The 24,556-nt window shown below is 55.3% G+C and carries 22 protein-coding genes and 1 tRNA gene; 10 read left to right on the top strand and 13 right to left on the bottom strand.

What is annotated here, in order from left to right; translation table 11 throughout:
• Positions 1-130 precede the first annotated feature (130 nt).
• The 3 genes from QOT07_RS01570 to efp all read right to left on the bottom strand — a co-directional run bounded on the left by QOT07_RS01570 (position 131) and on the right by efp (position 1,152).
• Positions 131-262 (bottom strand): entericidin A/B family lipoprotein, encoded by a 132-nt coding sequence (locus QOT07_RS01570; RefSeq protein ID WP_044553925.1) that lies wholly within the window; start codon positions 260-262, stop codon positions 131-133.
• A gap of 122 nt (positions 263-384) precedes the next feature.
• Positions 385-516, bottom strand: a complete 132-nt coding sequence (locus tag QOT07_RS01565) for an entericidin A/B family lipoprotein (protein WP_085119376.1) — start codon at positions 514-516, stop codon at positions 385-387.
• Between the two features lie 69 nt (positions 517-585).
• Positions 586-1,152 (bottom strand): elongation factor P, encoded by a 567-nt coding sequence (gene efp, locus QOT07_RS01560; protein ID WP_004952647.1) that lies wholly within the window; start codon positions 1,150-1,152, stop codon positions 586-588.
• A gap of 42 nt (positions 1,153-1,194) precedes the next feature.
• Between efp and epmB the strand changes: the two genes are divergently transcribed.
• The gene (gene epmB / locus QOT07_RS01555) at positions 1,195-2,223 is read left to right on the top strand and encodes an EF-P beta-lysylation protein EpmB (RefSeq protein ID WP_207978132.1); all 1,029 of its coding nucleotides are present in this window, start codon (positions 1,195-1,197) and stop codon (positions 2,221-2,223) included.
• Positions 2,224-2,303: 80 nt separating this feature from the next.
• Here the strand turns inward: epmB and QOT07_RS01550 are convergent, their stop codons facing one another.
• Entirely contained in the window at positions 2,304-2,648 is a 345-nt protein-coding gene (locus QOT07_RS01550) for a DUF4156 domain-containing protein (protein WP_012004874.1), read from the bottom strand.
• 380 nt (positions 2,649-3,028) lie between these two features.
• Between QOT07_RS01550 and QOT07_RS01545 the strand changes: the two genes are divergently transcribed.
• A complete protein-coding gene (locus QOT07_RS01545) occupies positions 3,029-4,468 on the top strand; it encodes a DUF1996 domain-containing protein (protein ID WP_283602450.1) in 1,440 nt (479 codons plus the stop codon).
• 69 nt (positions 4,469-4,537) lie between these two features.
• Here the strand turns inward: QOT07_RS01545 and groL are convergent, their stop codons facing one another.
• The 3 genes from groL to QOT07_RS01530 all read right to left on the bottom strand — a co-directional run bounded on the left by groL (position 4,538) and on the right by QOT07_RS01530 (position 7,199).
• Positions 4,538-6,184 (bottom strand): chaperonin GroEL, encoded by a 1,647-nt coding sequence (gene groL, locus QOT07_RS01540; RefSeq protein WP_099065429.1) that lies wholly within the window; start codon positions 6,182-6,184, stop codon positions 4,538-4,540.
• A gap of 44 nt (positions 6,185-6,228) precedes the next feature.
• A complete protein-coding gene (locus QOT07_RS01535; RefSeq protein ID WP_085119369.1) occupies positions 6,229-6,522 on the bottom strand; it encodes a co-chaperone GroES in 294 nt (97 codons plus the stop codon).
• Positions 6,523-6,707: 185 nt separating this feature from the next.
• A complete protein-coding gene (locus QOT07_RS01530; RefSeq protein WP_283602449.1) occupies positions 6,708-7,199 on the bottom strand; it encodes an FxsA family protein in 492 nt (163 codons plus the stop codon).
• Positions 7,200-7,544: 345 nt separating this feature from the next.
• Here QOT07_RS01530 and aspA point away from each other — a divergent pair, with 345 nt between their 5' ends.
• The 7 genes from aspA (at position 7,545) to QOT07_RS01495 (ending at position 14,991) form a co-directional block, all read left to right on the top strand.
• Entirely contained in the window at positions 7,545-8,981 is a 1,437-nt protein-coding gene (aspA, locus tag QOT07_RS01525; protein ID WP_099065431.1) for an aspartate ammonia-lyase, read from the top strand.
• Between the two features lie 125 nt (positions 8,982-9,106).
• A complete protein-coding gene (locus QOT07_RS01520) occupies positions 9,107-10,408 on the top strand; it encodes an anaerobic C4-dicarboxylate transporter (protein WP_207978134.1) in 1,302 nt (433 codons plus the stop codon).
• Between the two features lie 121 nt (positions 10,409-10,529).
• A complete protein-coding gene (cutA, locus tag QOT07_RS01515) occupies positions 10,530-10,853 on the top strand; it encodes a divalent cation tolerance protein CutA (protein WP_099065432.1) in 324 nt (107 codons plus the stop codon).
• The gene (locus QOT07_RS01510) at positions 10,829-12,535 is read left to right on the top strand and encodes a protein-disulfide reductase DsbD (protein ID WP_099065433.1); all 1,707 of its coding nucleotides are present in this window, start codon (positions 10,829-10,831) and stop codon (positions 12,533-12,535) included. Before cutA ends, QOT07_RS01510 begins: the two co-directional genes overlap by 25 nt.
• A 40-nt stretch (positions 12,536-12,575) precedes the next feature.
• A complete protein-coding gene (locus tag QOT07_RS01505; protein WP_099065434.1) occupies positions 12,576-13,151 on the top strand; it encodes a transcriptional regulator in 576 nt (191 codons plus the stop codon).
• 159 nt (positions 13,152-13,310) lie between these two features.
• Positions 13,311-13,386 (top strand) — tRNA-Phe (locus QOT07_RS01500).
• Between the two features lie 267 nt (positions 13,387-13,653).
• Entirely contained in the window at positions 13,654-14,991 is a 1,338-nt protein-coding gene (locus tag QOT07_RS01495) for an IS4 family transposase (RefSeq protein ID WP_219017319.1), read from the top strand.
• 223 nt (positions 14,992-15,214) lie between these two features.
• Here QOT07_RS01495 and QOT07_RS01490 read toward each other — a convergent pair whose 3' ends face one another.
• The 6 genes from QOT07_RS01490 to QOT07_RS01465 form a co-directional block, all read right to left on the bottom strand.
• The gene (locus QOT07_RS01490; protein ID WP_283602448.1) at positions 15,215-16,459 is read right to left on the bottom strand and encodes a cation:proton antiporter; all 1,245 of its coding nucleotides are present in this window, start codon (positions 16,457-16,459) and stop codon (positions 15,215-15,217) included.
• Positions 16,460-16,493: 34 nt separating this feature from the next.
• Entirely contained in the window at positions 16,494-17,588 is a 1,095-nt protein-coding gene (locus QOT07_RS01485) for an aminopyrrolnitrin oxygenase PrnD (protein ID WP_283602447.1), read from the bottom strand.
• A gap of 21 nt (positions 17,589-17,609) precedes the next feature.
• The gene (locus QOT07_RS01480) at positions 17,610-19,313 is read right to left on the bottom strand and encodes a monodechloroaminopyrrolnitrin halogenase PrnC (RefSeq protein WP_099065729.1); all 1,704 of its coding nucleotides are present in this window, start codon (positions 19,311-19,313) and stop codon (positions 17,610-17,612) included.
• Between the two features lie 44 nt (positions 19,314-19,357).
• Positions 19,358-20,440 (bottom strand): monodechloroaminopyrrolnitrin synthase PrnB, encoded by a 1,083-nt coding sequence (locus tag QOT07_RS01475; protein ID WP_283602446.1) that lies wholly within the window; start codon positions 20,438-20,440, stop codon positions 19,358-19,360.
• Positions 20,440-22,050 (bottom strand): tryptophan 7-halogenase PrnA, encoded by a 1,611-nt coding sequence (locus QOT07_RS01470; protein ID WP_283602445.1) that lies wholly within the window; start codon positions 22,048-22,050, stop codon positions 20,440-20,442. Before QOT07_RS01470 ends, QOT07_RS01475 begins: the two co-directional genes overlap by 1 nt.
• A 746-nt stretch (positions 22,051-22,796) precedes the next feature.
• Entirely contained in the window at positions 22,797-23,543 is a 747-nt protein-coding gene (locus tag QOT07_RS01465; protein ID WP_283602444.1) for a sulfite exporter TauE/SafE family protein, read from the bottom strand.
• A 187-nt stretch (positions 23,544-23,730) separates the two neighbouring features.
• Here QOT07_RS01465 and actS point away from each other — a divergent pair, with 187 nt between their 5' ends.
• Positions 23,731-24,480 carry an amidase activator ActS gene (gene actS / locus QOT07_RS01460; protein WP_099065733.1) on the top strand — a complete coding sequence of 250 codons (750 nt, stop codon included), beginning with the start codon at positions 23,731-23,733 and terminating at the stop codon, positions 24,478-24,480.
• The last annotated feature ends 76 nt before the right edge of the window (positions 24,481-24,556 follow it).

Raw genomic sequence — 24,556 nt, 5'->3', positions numbered from 1 at the left:
TATACCTTCCGCTGGAGAGGATAACAGCACAAAGGTGCTTGCAGGAGGAAGTTCAGCAGGGGAAACGGTATCCCACGACGATGCCTGTTCGTGGCGGTTCGCGGAATACCGCAGAAATCAGCAAGGTAAGTTATTGCGCGCTACGCTGGATGGCCTTACCGCCAGCCTGAATATCTTCGCCTACGCCCTGAGTGGTATTGCATGCGGTCAATGAGGTTAAGATCATCAAAGAGAAAATCGCGATAATACTTTTCTTCAGCATATGAAAGCCCTTATTTGTCAGTGAGGAAAAAGTACGGCTTTCTAAGCTTAGTAAATATCAGCGGGAGTTGCTGTTTAAAACGGTCTTATTTCGCACTATTACATTAGTGCATTTGATACTTATTAACTGGCTGTTCGCGAGATAGCGCCGCCGAGGTGCTGAACGTCTTCACCGAAGCCACGGAAAGTATTACACCCGCTAAGGGACATCAGTAACAACAGGGAGATAATGGCCAACAGAGTTTTCTTCATTATGTGGATTCTGCCAACAATATGCGGGAGGGGTAAACAAAGGAGCCACGCTGGGCTCCTTTGTTTTGAAACTTATTTTACGCGTGAAACGTATTCGCCAGAGCGGGTGTCAACACGGACAACTTCGCCAATCTGTACGAACAATGGCACTTTAACTACTGCGCCGGTGCTCAGGGTTGCAGGCTTGCCGCCGGTACCGGCAGTATCGCCTTTCAGGCCTGGGTCGGTATCAGTGATTTCAGCTTCGATGAAGTTCGGTGGCTGAACTGCGATAGGACGACCATCCCACAGGGTAACGATACATTCCGCGTTATCTTGCAGCCATTTTGCCGCGTCAGATACGGTTTTTTCTTCAACCCCGTGCTGCTCGAAAGTTTCTGGATGCATGAAGTGATAGAACTCACCGTCGTTGTACAGGTAGTTCATGTTGGTATCTACCACGTCTGCGCCTTCGCAAGAGTCGGTAGATTTAAAGGTTTTTTCAACGCGGCTGCCGGTCAGCAGACGACGCATTTTAACGCGCGCAAACGCCTGGCCCTTGCCCGGCTTAACGAACTCACTGGATTCGATAGCGTAAGGTTCGCCCTCGAACATGATTTTAAGACCCGGACGGAAATCGTTGCTAGAATAAGTCGCCATGATGGCCCTCTGAATATTTAAACTGGTAGCTTAGCCAAAAAAATGGCACACATTATAACCCAAAATACGGCATATAGAGAAGATTGGTTGCATCAACTCGCCGATGTTATTACCGATCCCGATGAATTACTGCAGCTTTTGTCACTGAATACGCATCCGGAACTGCCACAGGGCCGCGAAGCACGCCAGCTCTTTGCGTTGCGCGTCCCTCGCGCCTTCGCTGCACGCATGCGTCCGGGTGATGCCAATGACCCGCTGTTACGTCAGGTACTGACCGTCAGCGAGGAATTCATCAACGCCCCCGGCTTCACCACCGATCCGCTGGATGAACAGCGTAGCGTGGTGCCAGGACTGCTGCATAAATACCGTAATCGCGCTTTGCTGCTGGTTAAAGGCGGCTGTGCGGTCAACTGCCGCTACTGCTTCCGCCGCCATTTTCCGTATCAGGACAACCAGGGCAATAAGGCCAACTGGCGTCAGGCGTTGGATTATATCCGTCAACACCCGGAACTGGATGAGATTATTTTCTCCGGTGGTGATCCACTGATGGCGAAGGACCACGAACTGGACTGGTTGATCGGTGAACTTGAAGCCATTACGCATCTAAAACGCCTGCGTATCCACACGCGTTTGCCCGTGGTTATCCCGGCGCGTATTACTCCAGAGCTGTGTCGGCGGCTGTCGGCGTCGCGTCTTCAGGTACTGATGGTCACCCACATCAACCATGCCAATGAAATTGACCGCGAGCTGCAGGCCAGCATGGCACAACTGCGTCTGGCTGGCGTCACGCTGCTGAATCAAAGCGTGCTGCTGCGCGGTATCAATGACGATGCCGATACGCTGGCGGCCCTGAGCAACGCACTGTTTGACGCTGGTATTCTGCCTTATTACATCCACGTGTTGGATAAGGTGCAGGGTGCAGCGCACTTTATGGTCAGCGACGACGAGGCGCGCGCTATCATGCAGGCACTGTTGAGCAAGGTTTCCGGCTATTTGGTGCCGCGTTTGACCCGCGAAGTCGGCGGAAAGCCAAGCAAAACCCCTCTCGATCTGCACCTGATGCAAGACTGACTGACGGATATATTGCAGATACAAAAAGAGGCATGCCGGGGCATGCCTCTTTTTTATGTTACGAGTTGCTCATTAGGCCGTTACGGGCACTTATAAACCTGGCCGGCCATTTTGCTGTCCAGCGGGGCAAAGCTTGAAAGCAGGTTCTGACTTGGGCTGGTTGCGCCATAAATCACATTGCCGCCCATCGCTGCGGCCTTGTTGCGCAGATCGTTTGCCGCGCCACGCATGGAGCTGCCTTCACCCCCGTTACCGGACAACCAGTTGCTCTGGGTGCCCGTCACTTCGCCAACCAGCTGGCACTCTGCTGCCGGTTTGGTGTCGGTAAATTTAACCTGCTGACCTGCGGCGGACAGTTCATTGGTGCTGCTGCAACCTGCCAGCAGCACAGCTGCCGAAAGACCCAGTAAGGCTTTAATCCGCATCTTGTTCCCCATATGATATTGAGAATTTCGCAAAAGCTTATCAGAAAGCGATGCCATCTCTTAAGCATCCGTTGCCACTGGTGCCAGGCCAACGTCTTGAGCGACAGCTGATGAAAGATCAGTTTACCAGCTAAATCAGCCTGGTCTGCAAAAATATCATCAAATACAGTGCGACTAAGCACGCAAATACCCATCAATCCACGTTTATCCCATCCCGATGAGTTGATTTTCAGGGTTAATAAGAACCCAACAACTTAAAAAACCTTATATTCATCGAATTTGAGACTACCCGATCTCAATTTTATGCCACCTTGATGCCAAAGCTCCATTCTCCTTTTTATTCTGTTTTATGGACTCAATCATCGAGGGATATTCTTAATATGAACGGGCAAAAAAACAAAGGGTTACTTCTCCTTTCCAGCGGTGTGATGCTGGCGCTCAGCGGTGCGGTTCATGCCGAAGGCGGAACTGCAGAAAAGGGCATGGGGCAATTCAATATTGAATGCCTGTTGTCCCATACCTTACCGGACGATCCGATGATGGCATTTGGCCGCCCGGGGGAGTCCATGGTGCACGATTTCTTTGGTAACAAGGAGGCCAATGCCTATAGCACGGTAGATTCGCTGATGGCCAAGCCGGATAACACCTGCACTTCGGCCGCAGACGGCACCTCATACTGGGCACCGCAGCTGTTGGATACCACCAACGGTGAAATCATTAAACCTGACCATATGAAAACCTATTACCGAAATGCCGATACCCGCCATCCGGTAGTCGCATTCCCCAAAGGTTTGCAATTAATGGTTGGCCAACACGAAAGCAGCAGCGCCAAACAAGGCGTTATGTATTTTTGCAAAACCGATGAGGGCGGGCATTACACTCCGGACCCACTGGAAACCTGCCCAACCTATGGTGATGGCCACACCCAATTTAACCTGGCATTCTCCTTCCCTAACTGCTGGGACGGCAAACACCTGGCCCCTCCGCATCATGGGCCACGCAATGCGGTATATGATGTAGACGGCGTTTGCCCATCCAACTACCCGGTTAAAATTCCGTTGCTGCAAATGAATATTGCTTACGTACTCCCTAACGGAACCAAACTCTCGGCCCTGCGGTTATCGATGAACCCTACCATCACCGGGGGACGGGTTGAGCCCAAATGGGGCAGTCTGTATACCGCCCACGCTGACTTTTTTAATGGCTGGCGGGAAGATACCCTCAAATATGCGGTCAACTACTGTCTGAATAGTGGTGTCTTGTGTGATAAAAGGCTACCGAGTGTCTTTGAACCCGCTATCGCCGATAGTTATACCCGCGGTGGCGAGTATGCCAATGCCAACTACGGCAGCGAACCCGGCATGCTGGCACAAAATGGAACGAGTAGCCCACAGGAACAGCGTCAGACCGCCTATTTCAAATTCAAGCTGCCCGAAGAAAAAGAACTGGACGGAGTGCCTTATAACGGTATTTTCCTGCGTTTCCACAGCGCCAATACCCTCAGTGGCTCGAGCCACATGCTCCATTTCTTTGAAACCAGCGCCAATTGGGATGAAGAGACACTGACCCAACATAATGCCCCGGTCTGCGGCGGGAGACAGGTCACACGAGCCTGGGTCGCCTCAAATGGCAACTATCGCAACTCAGATGATATCAGCAGCACCGTTAAAGCCGCCTGGGCCAGAGGTGCCCGTGATATATCCTTCTGTGTCACCACGGATTACGGTATCGAAACCGTTTTTGGCACCCACGAGAGCGAGTATCCGGCATTTCTGTTCTTCAATAGTCAGCAAAAAGCCACTGCACCTGCGGAAGACTGATCCCACAGAGCATAAAAAAACCCCGGCCAATTGACCGGGGTTTTCAGCACACAAACGTGTGGGGGATGATTACATCATGCCGCCCATGCCGCCCATGCCACCCATACCGCCAGCGCCGCCTAAATCAGGAGCGTCGCCTTTTGGCAGGTCGGTGATCATGCACTCGGTGGTGATCATCAGGCCAGCCACAGAAGCCGCGTACTGCAGAGCAGAACGGGTTACTTTGGTTGGATCCAGGATACCCATCGCGATCATGTCGCCGTATTCTTCAGTTGCTGCGTTGTAACCGTAGTTACCTTCGCCCGCTTTCACGGTGTTAGCAACAACAGATGGCTCTTCGCCGCAGTTCAGAACGATCTGACGCAGTGGGGACTCCATTGCGCGCAGCGCAACTTTGATACCCACGTTCTGATCTTCGTTCACGCCACGCAGTTCACCCAGTTTGGACGCTGCACGAATCAGTGCAACACCACCACCAGCAACCACGCCTTCTTCTACTGCAGCACGGGTTGCGTGCAGAGCATCTTCAACGCGAGCTTTCTTCTCTTTCATTTCAACTTCGGTAGCTGCACCGACTTTGATTACCGCAACGCCGCCAGCCAGTTTTGCTACGCGCTCTTGCAGTTTTTCACGGTCGTAATCAGAAGTTGCTTCTTCGATCTGCTGACGAATCTGGGACACACGGCCCTGAATCGCAGGTTCTTCACCATTACCATCGATGATGATAGTAGTGTCTTTGTTGATCACGATGCGTTTAGCCGTACCCAGATCTTCCAGGGTAGTTTTTTCCAGCTCCAGACCGATCTCTTCAGAGATTACGGTACCGCCAGTCAGGGTAGCGATGTCCTGCAGCATGGCTTTACGACGGTCGCCGAAACCAGGTGCTTTAACCGCAGCCACTTTCACGATGCCGCGCATGGTGTTAACCACCAGGGTAGCCAGCGCTTCGCCTTCAACATCTTCAGCAATGATCAGCAGTGGTTTGCCGGCTTTCGCCACGGCTTCCAGTACTGGCAGCATTTCACGGATGTTGGAGATTTTTTTGTCAGCCAGCAGGATGAATGGGCTTTCCAGTTCGATAGAGCCGGTTTCTGGTTTGTTGATGAAGTACGGAGACAGGTAACCACGGTCGAACTGCATCCCTTCAACAACATCCAGCTCGTCTTGCAGGCCAGTGCCTTCTTCAACGGTGATAACGCCTTCTTTGCCCACTTTTTCCATCGCTTCTGCAATCAGTTTACCGACGGTTTCGTCGGAGTTTGCAGAGATGGTGCCTACCTGAGCGATGGCTTTGGAGTCAGAGCAAGGTACGGACAGTTTTTTCAGCTCTTCAACAGCGGCGATAACCGCTTTGTCGATACCGCGCTTCAGATCCATCGGGTTCATGCCGGCAGCCACTGCTTTCAGGCCTTCGGTGATGATGGATTGAGCCAATACGGTTGCAGTGGTGGTACCGTCGCCCGCAGCGTCGTTCGCTTTAGAGGCAACTTCTTTCACCATCTGCGCGCCCATGTTTTCGAACTTGTCTTCCAGTTCGATCTCACGAGCAACAGATACGCCATCTTTAGTGATGGTAGGAGCGCCGAAGGATTTATCCAGCACTACGTTACGGCCTTTCGGGCCCAGGGTCACTTTTACTGCATCAGCGAGAACATTCACGCCGCGGAGCATTTTCACGCGAGCGTCATTGCCGAATTTTACGTCTTTAGCTGCCATTGGTATTTCCCTTCAACTCGTTCAGTTCAGAAGATAAAGCGTTATTACGCTTCAACAATTGCCAGAATGTCGCTTTCGGACATGATCAACACTTCTTCATTGTCGATCTTCTCTGCTTTCACACCGTAACCGTCGTTGAAAATCACGATATCGCCAACTTTCACATCCAGCGGCTGGATGCTGCCGCTTTCCAGAACACGTCCTTTACCAACGGCTACTACTTCACCACGAGTAGATTTACCCGCTGCAGAGCCAGTCAGAACGATGCCGCCAGCAGATTTTGATTCAACTTCTTTGCGCTTGACGATAACGCGGTCATGCAATGGACGAATACTCATTGAACGCTCTCCTGTAAGAAGGTCTCTATCAGATTTAGGGTTGTCACCGGATTGTTATTACCGGCCTCGTGGGATTTGAAATGGGGGCATTCCATCCCCCTTCAAGGGGCCAGACAAAAAAATTTTCGCTTTTGATGGCCATACTGGGCTACGGATGCAAAAAACGCGGCCTGGGCCGCGTTTTTTTATCGATCGTTAGGTTTGTCGTGATCGTCCGGCTGGTGATCCAACGTATAACGATCGTCGTTCTTACGTTGAAATTCGCCGTCAAAAGTATTGCCGTTGGCCGCATTTCCGCCCGGTCCCCAACCGCCAGGACGATAGACCGAAAGATGCGGCATCAGCTTCAGCGTCAGCGACTTCTGCACCGGCGGCAGCAGAAGCAACAAGCCCAGGAAGTCGGTAAAGAACCCCGGCACCAGCAGCAGGAAGCCCGCCAACACCAGTGAAACGCTCTTCACCATTTCCGCCGCTGGGCTTTCACCCGCGGCCAGCTTCTGTTGCATCTGCATGAAGGTTTTCATGCCCTGATTACGCACCAGCGAAATACCAACGCAGGAAGTGAACACCACCAGCAACAGGGTGATCGCCACGCCCATGACGGCGGCGACTTTGATAAATAGAGATATTTCTATGTATGCCAACAGAAATATCAGCAGTAACGGTAACCAGCGCACCTGGTTCTCCTCTGGTAGATCTACGCCGCCGCACGGAGGCGACGACGCGAAAAAGGGGCCGGTAAACGGCCGACCTGAATACAATGGGGTCAGCCAATGGTCATTTCAACCAAAGGCCCTTTTTTATTGCTAAAGTTAGTAAACGTGAATGAGATCACAGAACGGGAAACACGTGATTTTAGAAGGCTAAGAAGGTGATCTGGATTCAGTCATTTATTACTAACCAGCATATGATCTGGGCAGCAACGGGCACTGTGGTTAATCGTTTCACGCCTGAAGCCTTCGGCAACATAATTTGGTTACCTGACAATTAATTAATTCGGCAGCAATATAAAGAAGGTTCTCATGTCAAATAACATTCGTATCGAAGAAGACCTGTTAGGAACACGTGAAGTCCCCGCAGAAGCCTATTACGGTGTTCACACTCTGCGTGCGATTGAAAACTTTTATATCAGCAATAGCAAAATTAGCGATGTGCCCGAGTTTGTTCGTGGCATGGTGATGGTAAAAAAAGCCGCTGCGCTGGCGAACAAAGAACTAAAAACCATCCCACGCAAAATCGCCGATGTCATCATCCAGGCCTGTGATGAAGTACTGGATAAAGGCAAATGTATGGATCAGTTCCCGGTAGACGTGTTCCAGGGCGGTGCAGGGACTTCGCTGAACATGAACACCAACGAAGTGCTGGCGAATATCGGCCTGGAACTGATGGGTCATCAGAAAGGCGAATACCAATACCTGAACCCTAACGATCACCTCAACAAATGCCAGTCCACCAACGATGCCTACCCTACCGGTTTCCGCATTGCCGTTTACGCTTCCAACCAAAAGCTGATCGACGCCATCAACCAGCTGCGCGAAGGTTTTGACCACAAGGCCAAAGAATTCGAAACCATTCTGAAAATGGGCCGCACCCAGTTGCAGGATGCGGTACCTATGACTCTGGGTCAGGAATTCCATGCTTTCAGCGTGCTGCTGAAAGAAGAGACTCGCAACCTGCACCGCACTGCCGAACTGCTGCTGGAAGTGAACCTGGGGGCCACGGCGATCGGTACCGCTCTGAACACTCCGGAAGGTTACGCGCAATTGGCGGTACAGAAACTGGCGGAAGTCAGTAATCTGCCGGTCGTGCTGGCCGAAGACTTGATCGAAGCCACTTCCGACTGCGGTGCCTACGTCATGGTGCACAGCGCGCTGAAACGTTTGGCGGTCAAACTCTCCAAAATCTGTAACGACCTGCGCCTGCTGTCTTCAGGCCCACGCTCCGGCCTGAACGAAATCAACCTGCCGGAACTGCAGGCGGGCTCTTCTATCATGCCTGCCAAGGTGAATCCGGTGATCCCGGAAGTGGTCAATCAGGTGTGTTTCAAGGTGATTGGCAACGACACTTGCGTTACCATGGCGGCCGAAGCAGGCCAGTTGCAGTTGAACGTGATGGAGCCGGTGATTGGCCAAGCGATGTTTGAGTCCATCCACATCCTGACCAACGCCTGCTATAACCTGCTGGAAAAATGCATTAACGGCATCACCGCGAATAAAGAAGTCTGCGAGCACTACGTCTTCAATTCTATCGGTATCGTCACCTATCTGAACCCGTTCATTGGCCACCATAATGGTGACATCGTCGGGAAGATCTGTGCCGAAACCGGCAAGAGCGTACGCGAAGTGGTGCTGGAACGCGGTCTGCTGACCGAAGCCGAGCTGGATGACATCTTCTCCGTGGAGAACCTGATGCACCCGGCCTATAAAGCCAAACGCTATACGGATGAAAATGAACAATAACAGACACACCCGGTAGCCCAAAAAGGCACGCTAAATCCTCTGGATAGCGTGCCTTTTTACTTTCCATCGCCCACAAAAATTTAACTTTTTATTTTCAAATAATCTTATTTTGAGGAGTAGACACTATGTTAGCCGTAGAATTGGTTATCGTTCTGCTGGCCATTTTTTTAGGGGCCAGGTTGGGCGGTATCGGGATTGGATTTGCAGGCGGGCTCGGCGTTTTGGTCCTGGCACTGATTGGCGTGAAGCCGGGCAGCATTCCGTTCGATGTCATTTCCATCATCATGGCAGTGATTGCCGCGATCTCGGCAATGCAGGTCGCAGGCGGGATGGATTATCTGGTGCAGCAAACTGAAAAGCTGCTGCGCAAGAACCCCAAACACATCACTATTCTGGCGCCGATCGTCACTTATTTTCTGACTATCTTCGCCGGTACCGGCAATATTTCGCTTTCTGCCTTGCCCGTGATTGCCGAAGTGGCGAAAGAACAGGGCATCAAGCCTTGCCGTCCGCTATCTACCGCCGTGGTATCTGCCCAGATTGCCATCACCGCCTCCCCCATTTCCGCTGCGGTGGTCTACATGTCCTCCGTGATGGAAGGCCATGGCGTCAGCTATCTGCACTTGTTGATGGTGGTAATGCCTTCTACCTTCTGCGCCGTGGTGCTGATGTCGCTGCTGGTCAGCTGGATGTTCGACTCCAAACTGTCTGACGATCCGGTTTACCAGAAACGCCTTGAAGAAGGTCTGGTTACCCTGCGCGGCAACAAGGTGGTGGAAATCAAACCACGCGCCAAAGTCTCGGTGCTGCTGTTCCTGTTGGGCGTACTGTGCGTGGTGGCCTACGCCATCATCAACAGCCCGGGTCTCGGCCTGGTGGCAAAACCCTTGATGAACACCACCAACGCGATTTTGATCATCATGCTGAGCGTCGCCACCCTGACCACCCTGCTGTGCAAAGTCGATACCGATATGGTGCTCAACTCCAGCACCTTTAAGGCCGGTATGAGCGCCTGTATCTGTATTTTGGGCGTGGCCTGGCTGGGTGACACCTTTGTACAGGCCAATATCGACTGGATCAAAGAGACTGCGGGTACCGTGATCCAATCACATCCGTGGCTGCTGGCGGTGATTTTCTTCTTCTGTTCGGCGCTGCTGTACTCTCAGGCCGCTACCGCCAAGGCGCTGATGCCAATGGCACTGGCGCTGAACGTCTCGCCATTGACCGCCGTCGCATCCTTTGCCGCCGTCTCCGGCCTGTTCATCCTGCCGACCTACCCTACGCTGGTCGCCGCAGTACAGATGGATGACACCGGTACCACGCGCATCGGACGTTTTGTGTTTAACCACCCGTTCTTTATTCCCGGCACCATCGGGGTAATATTGTCGGTGCTGTTCGGCTTCTTGCTGGGTAGCGTGATGCTGTAATGCTTTCACCGGGGCTGCGGCCCCGGTTTCTCCCCCCTTCCCATTGGCGATAAACTCGCCTTCTAGCCGACCGCCCTTCAAGGTATAGTGCCCACTGATAATCTGGATGAGAGGGCTGAAGATGTCTGATTGCGAAGCTGTCGTCATACTCTGCACCGCACCCGATGAGGGCACGGCTCAAGACCTGGCGGCCCGGGTTCTGGGGGAAAAACTGGCGGCCTGCGTCACGCTGCTGCCCGGCGCATCATCGTTATACTACTGGGAAGGGAAACTGGAACAGGAGTATGAAGTGCAAATGCTGTTCAAAAGCGATCGCCGCCATCAAGACGCCCTGCTCAACTACCTGAAACAACATCACCCGTATCAAACGCCCGAGCTGCTGGTGCTGCCGGTGATGGCTGGAGATAAAGACTACCTGTTATGGATCAACGCCTCATTAAATTGATATTCCTGCTTTGCAGCCTGTTTTTTTTGCCGCAGGCGGCCCAGGCATCGCTATTCTCCCCGAACGGCGGCAACCAGTTCGTGCCGGTCGATCAGGCTTTTGCCTTCGATTTTAAGCAGCAGGACCACCAGTTGACGCTGAACTGGCAAATCCGCCCCGGTTATTACCTCTATCGCCAGCAGATTAAACTGGTGCCACAGCAAGCGACGTTAGGCTCCTTTGAGCTGCCGGCCGGGCTGAGCCACAAGGATGAATTCTTCGGCGAAGTCGCCATTTTCAAACAACAGCTGAATCTGCCGATCCCACTGCAAAAGGCGGCCAGCGGTGCCAGCCTGAGCGTGACTTATCAGGGCTGCGCCGAAGCGGGTTTCTGCTATCCGCCGGAGACGCGGGTGATCCCTCTGGATGCGGTGAGTGCTTCAACCGCACCGCCGGCCAGCGCACCGGAAGAACCGGCACCCGCCAGTCTGCCGTTCTCCCCTTTGTGGGCGCTGCTGATTGGTATTGGCATTGCCTTCACCCCTTGCGTGTTGCCGATGTATCCTTTGATTTCCGGCATCATCCTTGGGCGTGAAAAGCCACACAGCAGCGGCCGCATACTGGCGCTGGCGGTGGTTTACGTGCAGGGCATGGCACTGACCTACACGGTGCTAGGCCTGGTAGTCGCCGCCGCCGGGTTGCAGTTCCAGGCGGCGCTGCAACACCCGTATGTATTGATCGGCCTGTCAGTGCTGTTTATCGCGCTGGCCCTGTCGATGTTCGGTCTGTATTCGCTGCAGTTGCCCTCTTCGCTGCAAACGCGATTGGCGGGCTGGAGTAACAGCCAGCAAGGCGGTTCGCTGCCCGGCGTATTCCTGATGGGCGCACTGGCCGGACTGATTTGCTCCCCCTGCACCACGGCGCCGCTCAGCGCGATCCTGCTGTACATCGCCCAAAGCGGCAATATGTGGGCCGGTGGTGGCACCTTGTATCTCTATGCGCTGGGGATGGGGATCCCGCTGGTGCTGGTGACCCTGTTCGGCAACCGCCTGCTGCCGCGCAGCGGCCCATGGATGCAGTATGTCAAAGAAGCCTTTGGCTTCGTGATCCTCGCTCTGCCGGTGTTCCTGCTGGAGCGAGTGATTGGCGATCTGTGGGGACTGCGGTTGTGGAGCCTGCTCGGTCTGGCGTTCTTCGGTTGGGCATTTGCGTTAAGCCTGAAGACTTCCCGTGGTTGGGTCCGTGCACTGCAATTATTGCTGCTGGCGGCGGCAGTGATCGCCGCACGACCGCTGCAAGACTGGGCCTTTGGCGCCAACAGCGCACAGCAGGCAGCGGTGCAACACCTGAACTTCACGCGGATCAGTAATGTAGATCAACTCAATCTGGCGCTACAGCAGGCGCAGGGAAAGCCGGTGATGCTGGATTTGTACGCCGACTGGTGCGTCGCCTGTAAGGAGTTCGAGAAATATACCTTCAGCGATGCCAGCGTTCAGGCTAAGCTGGCTAACGCGGTGCTGTTACAGGCCGATGTCACGGCCAACGACGCCGAACAGGTCGCATTGCTTAAGCACCTGAAAGTCCTGGGATTGCCAACGATTCTGTTCTTTAACGGTACCGGGCAAGAGTTAACGGCCCAACGGGTTACCGGATTTATGGATGCGGCGGCGTTCAACGCGCATTTGCAGAAAACGGTGCAATAAATAACACTGAGGATCGGAACCGAATTTGGAGGAAGCACAAGTGCAACGTGAACACGTCCTTGATACGGCACTGGGGCTGTTGGAACAACAGGGCCTGGCGACCACCACATTGGAAATGCTGGCAGATAAACTCGAGGTGCAACCGGGCGACCTGAAACGGTTCTGGCCGGATCGCGAAGCGCTGCTGTATGACTGCCTGCGCTATCATGGTCAGCAAATTGATACCTGGCGCCGCCAGTTACTGCTGGACGAGACTCTGAGCCCACAGCAAAAGCTGCTGGCACGCTATGACGTTTTGGAAGAATACGTCAAACACGACCGCTACCCCGGCTGCCTGTTTATCGCCGCCTGCAGTTTCTTCCCGGAAGTGGATCACCCGATCCACCAGCTGGCTGAGCAACAGAAACTCACCTCGCTGGATCTGACCCGCGATCTGCTGCGGGAAATGGACGCCGACGACGCCGACATGGTGGCGCAGCAAATGGAGCTGATCCAGGAAGGCTGCCTGAGCAAACTGCTGGTAAAACGCCAGCTACAGGACGTATCCGTCGCCAAGCGGCTGGCGGAAGATATCTTGCAGGTGGCCCAGTGCCGCAGAAACGGGGCGTTAAGCTAATTCAGTGTGCGGCGGTATACCGCCGCCGCAGAATGGCAGCCAACTCGGCACAATTTTCGAACCCTTTGACCGAAAAGCCAGCAACCAGTCGCGTTTTACCTGATTTCATTCACAAAGCCGTTGACTGCCTTCGGCCAATACGGTTTAATGCTGCGCGTTGCCCGGATAGCTCAGTCGGTAGAGCAGGGGATTGAAAATCCCCGTGTCCTTGGTTCGATTCCGAGTCCGGGCACCATATTTAAAGAACCCAGCCTATGGCTGGGTTTTTGCATTTCAGGGGTAGGACTCTACATCGAACACGTTCGATTATTCGGCCAAAGGCCTCACCCTGCGGGCCAACGCTAAAGCGTTGTTCAACACGACGTAAACGCCGGTTGTCCGAGTCCGGGCACCCTATTTAGAAGAACCCGCCTATGGCGCAATGCCGATCAGTTAAGGATCGGTTGACCGATCCTTAATCTGCGGCAATATAACGGCTTCCATTACAGGGAGCCGTTTTCTTATGCCACTTCTCGATGACCTGCTCAGTTTTAGCGACCAGCCTTTGTTACCGCCACCTTCTGCGCAGATTTTTGCTGAACATCTTCCTGTTGAATGGCTCCAGCATTGCCTTTCTCTGTCTACCCATGCCACCGTCAGACGCCGCCGCCTGCCCGGGGACATGGTGGTCTGGATGGTCGTTTGTATGGCCTTCTTTCGTAATGAGCCCATTACCGATATTGTCCGCCGCCTTAACCTCAGTGCCGATGGCGAAGCCGGCACGCAGCTTCTGGCACGCAGCGCCATTACACAGGCACGCCAGCGTGTCGGTGCTGCCCCTGTTGAATGGCTGTTTCGCCAGACAGCACGAACCTGGGGGACTGAACGCTATCCCAAAGATGACTGGAGAGGATTGCAGCTCTTTGCCGTCGACGGTGCACAACTGCGTACGCCCGATGAACCGGAACTTCGTGCGCATTTTGGTTCCAGTAACACCTCTACAGACCGACAGAGTCCTTTTCCGGTGATGCGTCTGGTGGCGTTGATGAACCTGAGCAGTCATGTTCTGCTGGATGCGGTCACCGGGCCTTACCGGTGTAGCGAGACCCGGTTGGCGCATGACCTGATTAAGGCGTTACCGGATAACTCCATCACCCTGTTTGATAAGCTATTTTTTAGTGCGGATTTACTAACAGGGGTGAACCATGGCGGCGAAAATCGCCACTGGCTACTGCCTGCCCGCAAAGGGATGGTCGCAGACGTGCAGGAAAGCTACGGAGCGGGCGACCGTCTGCTAAAAATGAAAGTCTCTGCGCAGGCTCGAAAGCAAAACCCGGCCCTTCCTGAGTCCTGGTATGCCCGGGCGGTCAGTTACGATATCGGCGGTGTGGAGAAAACCGTGCTGACTTCATTGCCTGCGGATCGTTATCCGGCCAAAGCGGTGGCGGAGCTTTATCATTCCCGATGGGAAATCGAAGTGGGTTTTCGCAATATCAAAAGCAGCCTGCAGAGTAATGCGATGGTGCTGAGAAGCCGCAAAGTGGAGTTGCTGCATCAGGAAGTGTGGGGGTTGCTGCTGGCTTACAACCTTATCAGGCGGGAAGCGGCGCTGACGGCAAAACAGTATAAAAGAGCGCCGTCGGAGATGAGTTTTAAATTTGCTTTTGGGGTAATAGCGACGGAACTGATAGTGCTGGGTAATACGGTATCCCCCGGAACGATACCGAAACGGCTGATGCACCTGAGGGGGAGTTTGGAGGCGATGTTCATAACAAAACGCCCCCGACCATCAAGGCCGAGGGCGGTTAAGATATCAAAAACCCGTTATCCGGTGAATCGTTATGCCTCACCACTTAAGTGAACGGCATTGCGCCTATGGCGGGTTTTTTACTTTCTGAGATACGGACTCTGCATCGAACACGTTCGATTATTCGGCCAAAGGCCTCACCCTACGGGCCAACGCTAAAGCGTTGTTCAACACGGCGTAAACGCCGGTTGTCCGAGTCCGGGCACCACTAATTCTGCATGAAAGCACGCTGGTTATAACCCTGAACGGTTGAAAAGTGAAGCCTACCAGATGCGCGTCACTTATCGGCGTCCGGGATTGCTGACGTCGCGCGCGATTGCACGCGCAGCGTGAATCGAACCAGCGGTACGGTCAGCGCCGTCGTCACCAGCGCGAACACCACGAGGATCGTATAGACCTTTGGCGGAAGGATCTGCATCTGCAGACCGATTGACAGGACGATGAGCTCCATCAAGCCGCGCGTATTCATCAGCGAGCTCACCAACATCGCATCGCGTGGCTCAAGTCCGGTGGCACGCGCGCCCAGATAACTGCCGCCGAACTTGCCGATGAATCCGCCCGCGAAGAATACGCCGAACCACATCCATGATGCCGCGTCGTCGATCGTGCCGATCGACGCATGCAGCCCCGCATACGCGAAAAACACCGGCATCAGCACAAGCCTGACAAAACCTTCAACGTTCTCCCGCCACTCATTTGCAATACCGGGCACTCGCCGCACGAACAGCGCCGCCGCAAGTGCGCCAAATGCGCTATGAAATCCGATCAGCGACGTCACGAGTGCCGACGCCATGACGAAACATAACAACACGGCCAAGCGGTCGCGCGCCGCATGCGCAGTCGATGCGAGCCGCACAAGCGTCGGTCGAACCACGAAGCGCACCAGGAACGCGCACAGCACCAGATACGCCAGCAGGCTGACGAGCATGCGCGCAAATGCCCAACCAGGCCCGCTCGATAGCGAAGCAATAGTTGCAAGCAGTATCCATCCGAGCGCATCCGTCAGCATCGCGGCAGACATGGCGTGCCGTGCGCCCACCATGGCGTTGAGCGCCAGGTCGTCGACGATGCGCGCCATCACCGGTACCGCTGATATCGCAAGCGCGACACCGCAGAAGAGTATATAGGGCAGCGCCGGCGCATCGCTGGCGAGCATGTCTTTCGAGACAGTGGCGACGATCATGCCGATCGCGGCCGGTACGACGAGCCCACCCACGGCGATCGCGACGGGCATGCGCCAACGCCTGTCGCGCAGCGTCTCGCCCAACTCCATATGCAGACCAACCTGAAACATCAGCAGTATCAGGCCGACTTCACCGACTTGCCCCATCGCCGACAGCGTGTGTGGGCCGAACAACGCATCGTAAAAATCCGGGGCGATAGCGCCCAACAGCGAAGGACCCAACAGCAAACCTGCTGCGATCTCGCCGACGACCGCGCACTGGCCGAGCCGTTCGGCAATCCGGCCGCAGACGTTGCAGAGCGCGATCACCAGCACCAGTTGCAACAGCCAGACAGTCATGAATGCCTCGGAAAAAGCGGCGCCGACCTACGCATCACCGCTCACTCGCTACGCGGTCGACCCAGCCCCGGTAGAACGCACGGTACTTGAGCACGAGCTTATCGTACTTGCTGTACGCGCCGCCGCCGTCCGGCTTCATCCCGTTCCAGATTTTAACGTCGAACTTCGCTGCCTGTCGGGTCTGCAGCCCGAACAGCACGTAGTCGGTCGCGCGGCGCAAGACGCCCCCCACCTTTTTGATCGAGATGAGCATATGCATGACGTTCTTGCCGTCGCTCACCGGCGTCACACACTGGAGCAGCTTGTATTTGAAGTCTCCGTCCAGGGAGACGGTCATGACGCACCCGCCGGGGTAGCCATCGAAGTGCAGGTTCATCTGCGACATGTTCAGGCCGAGCACACGTGCCAGCATGCCGAAGGCCCCGAAATACCGGTCCACGGTGAAGTCGATCCCGGCACCGAACCACGCGCCCGCCTGTGCCAGAGACTCAACCTCCGGCCACGGGTGCCAATCGTCAAACAGCTTGAGCTCGAAGGCCGAGATCGGGAGCTCGTGCACGGGGGACGCGTGTTGCGCGTCGTAGAAGTTCTCTACGATCCGCAAGACAGCTGTCGTCGTATCGAACGCGAAGTGCAGGTGCATAAAGTCGCCGTTGTCGATATCGGCTGCGGCGATTTCGGGCAGCGGGTGCAGCGGCTCTGGGGAGCCGTACCAGACCCACACGTAGCCGTATCGCTCGGCGGTGACCCACGTCGGCTGGCGCACCGATCGCGGCACGGGCTCCAGCCGGCGCACCGTCTGGTTGTGACCGGGGATATGAACGCACTGGCCCTGCTCGTCGTACCGCCAGTGATGAAACGGGCACTGGATGCACCCGTCCTTGACCTGCCCGTCGGCCAGGTTCGCGCCGAGGTGCGAACAGTGGCGGTCCATCACCACGGCCTGCCCCATCGCGCCACGCCATGCCACACACGGACGGCCGAAGAGCGTCAACTCCGTCGGCTTATCCTTGAGGTCGTCCGAGCGCATCGCGACGTACCAACTCGCGGCCACGCTCGTGGTCGCGTCGTACGCCCTCGAAGGATGCTCCTCGACGCTCGTTTGAACCCATTGAATGTCGCTCATCATTTTTGTGTCCTCAACGGCCGATTACTTCTTCCGAGTCAAGCTGATACGGGTCGTAATGTACGCCTTGAGCAGCGCGAACATCGGGTTGTAGTCGAAGTACTTTTTCACCTCTGCCGGCGCGCTGGTTTGTGTCCAGTGCATCAGCTTCATCGCCGGCAGTAGACTGTACTTCGAGTTGTTGAGCTGCGGCTTGTCCCCGGTGATGCAGTACCCGAAACCGAACATCTGCTTGGCGAAGTCTCGTTCGTCGATGAGGGCGTGGATCCGCGCCGCGGCCTCCCCGGTCGGCTTGAGCCCGGCGCTTACGGCCTCGATCTCGGCTTTGGCGTCGTTGAACAACTGGTAGTACCCCTCCATGTCTGCGCACAGGTACCCGAGGTACGGGGGGTCGTTGTCGAGATGATCGAGGTCGCCCTCATCGCGCGACGCACGGAACCTCGCGTGGGCTTGCACAAGCCGGAACTGCCCGAGGATCGTGCCGACTGCCCACAGCCTGTGGAACGCGTCCCACAAGCGGAAGTCCGTGAACGCCGTGTAGCAGCAGCTGACGAAGTCGTCGTTGTGGTCCAAAAGCTTTTGCTGCAGGCGTTCGATGTACTCGAAGCGATCAGGGGAGAAGTCATCGTCGCGCAGCGCCTTGATGAGGCGCGCCGCGAGCGCGTGGATGGTCACCGCAGTGTTCTCGAGCCCCCGGGAGAAGAGCGGGTCGATGAACCCGTTCGCGTGCAGCATCAGGCAGTAGCGATCGCCGATGCAGGTGGTCGACGAGAACTGCAGGCGGTCGGTCTTGACCCAGTCACGCACCGGTACGGCGTCGCGGAACTGCGCCCCGATGCTCGGGAACCGCGCGAGGAACTCGTCGAATTCTTGCTGCGCGGAGATGTCCGTTTTCGGGTAGACACGCGGGTCAAGCTGCAGGCCGACGCTCACCAGGTTGTTGGTCGACCGCGGGTGGTTGTTGAACGGAATCACCCAGAGCCAGCCGCCCTCGAACATGTGGTGCAAGGTCCCCTCGTGCCAGCGCCAGCGCTGCCCCTTGACCTTGAAAATATCGTCGAACGGCTTGACCCCGAGCATGTGCGTGTAGAGGCTGCGCGAGTGCGTCTTGAAGCGACACGGCTCTTCGCGGAGATTGAACTTGGTCGCGAGCGGCGCGCGGGGTCCTCCGCAGTCGATCATGTACCGGCCGGTGAACCGTTCGTCCTCGGCGGTGGTCACCGCGACGCCGTCTTTATCGGCGTGGTATTCGGTCACTTTAGTCTTCTGGCGGACCGTGCAGCCGTATTTAATGGCGGCTTGCAACAGGTAGGCGTCGACGTCTTGCCGGTAATAATGGCTCTCCGGTCCCCAGGGCAACTCGGGGATGACGCACTGTGTGAACTCCTTCGGGTCGTGCTCCTGACCGGGTTTGTGGAATACGAAGCCGAAGTTGCGCTTAATGCCCGTGCTCGACGAGACGTAACGCTGCGTCGAGTAGAACGACGTAATGTGGTCGAGCTCCGGAATGCCGTAGCGATCGGCGATGATACGGTTCATTAGAGACGTCTCGGGAATCGACGATTCGCCGATCGTGAACCGCGGGTGCGACGACTCCTCGATGATCAGCACGCGAAACTGCTGTTTGGCCAGGATAGCCCCCATCTGGGTGCCGGACATGCCCGAGCCGAGGATGATCACGTCGAAGTGGTTGTTATCGCGCCCGTTCTCGGGGATCTTCTGAGTCATGAGGGCAAATCTCCTTAATGAGATGGAACAGATGGCCGTGCGCGTCAGAACTCGTTGAGAGCGGTGCGAATGCGGGAGCGCGCGGCAAGCGTGAGCGTGACCAGATCGCCGAGCATGCTGGGCGCGTACCCTCCACTGCCGATTGCCGGGCCGCTTCGCCCGGCTTCGTACACCCGCCCCGCCAATTGAACATGAGGTGCCCGAAAGCGCAGCAGGACCACGAAGATCCGGTTGAGGGCCGCCAGCCCGGCCCGGACGGGTTCGCCCTGCGCACCTACTCGCGCCTCGCCGATCGCGCGATCGACGAGCGACAGCCTCCCAGCGAATCGAGCGTAGACCGCCCTGTACGCGGGAAGTACATAGGGCAGGTACGTCTCTTTGAATTCTCGATAAGCCTGGTGGTCCGATTGCGAGCCCCACAGGACGTGATCCAGCACGAAGAGGGGCATTTCTACGGCACCGGGGCCAAGGTAGCTCTGGCCCCCGACGCGAATCGGTTCATAGAAGGGGCGGAGTTCATCGTAGAAGACCTGCGGCGAGATGAAGCGGTACGCGTAAACAATCGATTCGACCATTTTTTGCAGATAGGCTGCCAGGTCGTCGCACCCTTGCGCGAACGCGGGCGACCTCAAGGGTACGTCGTGCAGCTCGACGGTCACCGTGATGGCCGCCTCGAGGGCCGCCATCGAGATGCGCACGCTCTCAAGCAGGTGCGCTTCGTCGCTGAGCCCGGTGTAGCTCCGTTGCGCTTCGGCCGTCGTGGGGTTCCAGACCGTCACATGCAGGAGCGTCTCACGCGGCGGCAAGTCGGTCATGCGCGCCAGGTCGAGCAGCACCGGCTCGAGCCCGGGCACCACGTCCACGGGTTCGTGTCCGTGCCGCTTGAGCGATCCCAGGAAGAACCCAATGTCCCGCATCGCGGCGGCGGCTTCGACGAAGCCCCAGCCGGAGGGCACGCCGCGCACCGGGAGGAACTCACGCAGCAGGCCGACGATACCGGGCACGTCCTTGTTACGGTTCAGGCCCGGCAGTTGCAAAACGAGCGAGCGAGCCTGCAGCGGATCGCAGGTTGACACGGCAGCGTGCGTGGCGGCGAATACGCATGCCCGGTCCAGGGCGCGCTCCACTACCGGCTCTCCGGCGACGCGGGCGTCGGCACGGGTCGAGACAGCCCCGCTCCGCGCTCGCGTAGCGACCGCAGGTAGTCATAGTTCGTCGGCAGACTCGCCCGCAGACGCTCGGCCTCACGCTGGATGCGGGCGAACATCACCTCGGCCTTTTCGATCGACTCCGGTCGCAATTGCAAGAGCGGCAGCGACCGGTCGGGCAGCATGCCCAGGCCGGCAAAGATGCAGTAGTAGTTTCCGTTCAACCAGAAGTTCTTGAATTCGAAGTCGAAGGTCTCATAGTACGTGGAATCGTCGAACGACGTGGTGGTCAACGGCAGCCCCGCCTTGTAGCGCTCAACCTTCTCTTTGATGGAGTCGGAGAGCCGCAGGTCGTGCCGGTTCGCAAGCCAGAACGGCGTGTCTTCGCGTGACGAAGTGAAATAGTGCGCTTGGACAAAGTCTCGGCAGTCGTCGAACATGTAGGTGATCTCGGCGTTGAACGCGTCGGCCAACCGCGGGTCGAACGAGGTGTCGGGGAAGTGCTTCACGAGTTGGTAAAGCGCCGCGTAGATGAAGTAAATCCCCGTCGATTCCAGGGGCTCCAAAAAGCACGACGCCAGCCCGATAGAGACGCAGTTGTTGACCCACGACCGCTTGTTGCGCCCGACCCGGAACTTGATCTGATTGAGCGGCTGATTGTCCGAAAGGCCCCAGAGGTTGAGGAAGTCGGTGGTGGCCTGGTCGCGGGAGGTGAACTTGCTTGAGAAGACGTAGCCGCTGCCGAACCGACCCAGCATCGGAATCTTCCAGGTCCACCCCGAGTTCATGGCAATCGAGGAGGTATAGGGTTCGACCCCCCCTTGCGCGTCGTCGTTGGGTACGGCGGTGGCGACCGCGCTGTCGCACAGCAGGTAGTCGGACATGTCAATGAAGGGCTCTTTCAGGGCCTGGTTGATCAACAGCCCCCGCATGCCTGAGCAGTCGATGAACAGATCCGCCTCCAGCTTCCGGCCCTCTTTGGTGAACAGGCTGGAGATGAAGCCGTGCTCGTTCAGGTTAACCTCCACGACCTCGTCGACCACTCGGTTCACCCCGCGATCGACGGCCCAGCGCTTCAAGAAATCGGCCACCAAGTGCGCGTCGAAGTGCCACGCGTGGGACATCTGACGGGTGCCGTCATGCAGGCACGGTGCCAGATTGCCATCGAGCGCCCCGGGCTGCGGATAGCAGGCGTAAGCCATCGACTGCTGAAAGCCCTGTTCGCGCTTGCGCAGCCAGTAGTGGGTAAGCGGCACACCGTCGCAGCTCGGCACATTGCCGAACAAATGGTAGAAGTAATCGTTGCGCGAGTGGTCGGGAGACGCTCTCCAATTCACGAACTTGATGCCGGCCTTGAACGCGCCGTTCACCTGGGGCATCCACTCCTGTTCCGGTATCCCGAGGAAGTCGAAGAACACCTTCTGCAAACTTGGGATGGTCGCCTCGCCCACACCGATCCGGGGGATCGTCGCAGATTCGATGAGCGTAATGTTCGCCTGCTGTTGGAGCGCCCGGACGAGGTACGAGGCGGACATCCAGCCCGCAGTGCCGCCACCCACGATGACGATATTCTTGATCGGTTTGCTCATGACACTCTCCCATAGGAAGTAGTGGAGATGTTAAATTAGGTTCTAATTCAGACTAGAATCTAATCTAAAAAGTGCAAATACCGTTTCAGAATTAACTTGGCGATATATCATCACGCGAATCGCCCCCTCACGACCCTAATTCCTCACCACCCAATAACCGGTTAAAATATTATTTTCAACCGGTTATAATTACGAGCAAAGCAGGAAAAACAAGATCACCTTATTATTCACAATAATAAAATCAAGCCTTGTAATGCCCCGGCTCACCCACAAATAACTCACACACAACACACTATTTTTACTGTATTTTTACAATAAAAAAGCAACGCACCTTATCCAAAAGTTCATGTTAGATGTTTTCAATCACCGCCAGTTAAGATTTTTCCTATTCCTTAAATAAATACCCTATCAATTAGATATTAATAGATCTTGAATTGTTAGCACGCTTACAATTCTATAAATTAAACACCCAATTAGTTATAGGTAATGCATTATCAACTTGCCAGCCAACAAAAATAATCGATACCGGTTCATACGTTAATTACGTATAAAAATATCCATAGAATAATATTATTTGCACAATCAAGCATTCAGTCTAAAAACAATTATCCATCTAATTTTAATACGAATACTCAACGACATTCGGAAATTGTTTTCTGCCTCAAATACCCATCCATTGACATATCATCGAGGGCAATCTTGGTAGGTATAATGCCTTCTCCCCACAGGCTGCCCCGCCATCGTCGTTAACTAAAGTACCTGACAACCAGCATGGCGCCCGAGCCCAGCAAGATCACATTGATAAGCCTGAGGAATTGCTCACGCGACATCTTCAACGTGAAGTAACGGCCCAGAGTAATCCCCACCAACATGCCCGGCACCAGCACTAATGCCAGCAGTAATAAATCAACGTCCAGATAAACACCGGCCAGGGCAAAAATCACCACTCGGGTCAGCGTACTCATGCCTATCAGCGTGGTCTGAGTGATGCGGAAAGCTTCTTTTTTCTCAATCCGCCCACTGAGATAAATAGCGTAAATAAAACCGCCGCTGCCAAAAAGCGCGCTGAATACCCCGCCAACCAAACCGAAAGGCACAGCCGCCCTGGGTGAAAATTGCCGGTCAGGCTTTAAACCACTGAGTGAATAGAGCGCGTAAAACACCACAAAAATCCCCAGCGCCAGCAACAGGATCTCTGGCCGGGTTTTCAGCAGGATCGCCGCCCCTAGCAGACTGCCGATGACCATTAATGGAATCAGCCGTTTTAATTCAGGCCATTGCGCGTTCCGCCCGTCGCAACTGACATTAACAATCGCCGCACACATATCCAGCAGAGCCAGTAAGGGAACGATTTTCGCCACCGGCATATAGAGTGCCATTATCGGACTGGCGACTAACGCAGAACCAAAACCGGCGATGCCGAAAATGACATACGCCACCAGTAATGTGGCTGCCAGCACCAGATAACTCGAGAACGTTAAGGTTTCCTGCACGTGAGCTTTTTCCCATCCATGAATGTTATTGAGCCCCGGGGCAAAACAGGATGCCTTAACTCCCTGCCCGCCATATCTTAATCCCGGCAAATTTAGTCCATGGCGGCGTTTTTGACCACCTGACCGTTGATGTTACTATAGGCGGATCACAATAGGGCGCGACGACGTTTAAGGACGATATTTGAGTATGGGAAGCACATTCGCTGTATGGCGACTGATTGCCGTGTGCATGATCAGTCTGGGATTACTGGGGTGCGGCTCCGGAAAAAAATCGAACAGCTACAACCGTGATTATGATCAGTTGGCCAGAGGCAGTTATAACGGCAACACCTATACCGTTAAACGCGGCGATACGCTGTTCTATATTGCCTGGATCACCAACAGTGAAGTCAGCGAGTTGGCGCGGCGTAATAAGATCCCCAAACCCTACAACCTGGAGATTGGCCAAAAGCTGGCGCTGAATAATGCGACGGCGAAGAAGGGCAAATCACGCAAAACGCAGTCTACCAGCCAGATTGCAGCCGTTACGCCACCGATCCGCAGCAGTATCAAATGCTGGCGTTGGCCAACCCAGGGCAATATCGTCAGCAAGTATTCCACCGCCGACGGAGGCAATAAAGGTATTGATATCGCCGGTAACCGTGGTCAGCCGGTGTTTGCCGCAGCCAAAGGACGGGTGGTGTACGTTGGCAACCAGCTGCGGGGTTACGGCAATCTGATTATGATAAAACACAATGATGAGTACATCAGCGCCTACGCCCACAACAACACCCTGCTGGTTCGCAACGCTCAGGAAGTGAAAGCCGGGCAGAAGATTGCCACCATGGGCAGCACCGGTACCGACAAGGTGATGCTGCATTTCCAAATCCGTTATCGTGCTACCGCATTGGATCCGCTGCGCTTCCTGCCGCCTCAGGGCTCCGCACCCGCATGTTGATCCCGAGATAGACGATAAAAAAAACCCGCCACCAGGCTAACACCGTTCGCTTAAGAGAAATGAGGATGTAAACAGG

It is taken from the genome of Serratia proteamaculans, from assembly GCF_949794035.1.
Lineage (GTDB): Bacteria > Pseudomonadota > Gammaproteobacteria > Enterobacterales > Enterobacteriaceae > Serratia > Serratia proteamaculans.
This window is presented reverse-complemented; position numbering and strand designations above follow the sequence as displayed.

Bases quoted from the DNA above. Each gene is read 5' to 3' on its own strand.
- QOT07_RS01550 (WP_012004874.1), bottom strand. From the start codon at position 2,648: ATGCGGATTAAAGCCTTACTGGGTCTTTCGGCAGCTGTGCTGCTGGCA.
- actS (WP_099065733.1), top strand. From the start codon at position 23,731: ATGGGAAGCACATTCGCTGTATGGCGACTGATTGCCGTGTGCATGATC.
- groL (WP_099065429.1), bottom strand. From the start codon at position 6,184: ATGGCAGCTAAAGACGTAAAATTCGGCAATGACGCTCGCGTGAAAATG.
- cutA (WP_099065432.1), top strand. From the start codon at position 10,530: ATGTCTGATTGCGAAGCTGTCGTCATACTCTGCACCGCACCCGATGAG.
- epmB (WP_207978132.1), top strand. From the start codon at position 1,195: ATGGCACACATTATAACCCAAAATACGGCATATAGAGAAGATTGGTTG.
- QOT07_RS01535 (WP_085119369.1), bottom strand. From the start codon at position 6,522: ATGAGTATTCGTCCATTGCATGACCGCGTTATCGTCAAGCGCAAAGAA.
- QOT07_RS01490 (WP_283602448.1), bottom strand. From the start codon at position 16,459: ATGACTGTCTGGCTGTTGCAACTGGTGCTGGTGATCGCGCTCTGCAAC.
- QOT07_RS01480 (WP_099065729.1), bottom strand. From the start codon at position 19,313: ATGACTCAGAAGATCCCCGAGAACGGGCGCGATAACAACCACTTCGAC.
- QOT07_RS01520 (WP_207978134.1), top strand. From the start codon at position 9,107: ATGTTAGCCGTAGAATTGGTTATCGTTCTGCTGGCCATTTTTTTAGGG.
- efp (WP_004952647.1), bottom strand. From the start codon at position 1,152: ATGGCGACTTATTCTAGCAACGATTTCCGTCCGGGTCTTAAAATCATG.
- aspA (WP_099065431.1), top strand. From the start codon at position 7,545: ATGTCAAATAACATTCGTATCGAAGAAGACCTGTTAGGAACACGTGAA.
- QOT07_RS01545 (WP_283602450.1), top strand. From the start codon at position 3,029: ATGAACGGGCAAAAAAACAAAGGGTTACTTCTCCTTTCCAGCGGTGTG.
- QOT07_RS01470 (WP_283602445.1), bottom strand. From the start codon at position 22,050: ATGAGCAAACCGATCAAGAATATCGTCATCGTGGGTGGCGGCACTGCG.
- QOT07_RS01510 (WP_099065433.1), top strand. From the start codon at position 10,829: ATGGATCAACGCCTCATTAAATTGATATTCCTGCTTTGCAGCCTGTTT.
- QOT07_RS01495 (WP_219017319.1), top strand. From the start codon at position 13,654: ATGCCACTTCTCGATGACCTGCTCAGTTTTAGCGACCAGCCTTTGTTA.
- QOT07_RS01570 (WP_044553925.1), bottom strand. From the start codon at position 262: ATGCTGAAGAAAAGTATTATCGCGATTTTCTCTTTGATGATCTTAACC.
- QOT07_RS01485 (WP_283602447.1), bottom strand. From the start codon at position 17,588: ATGATGAGCGACATTCAATGGGTTCAAACGAGCGTCGAGGAGCATCCT.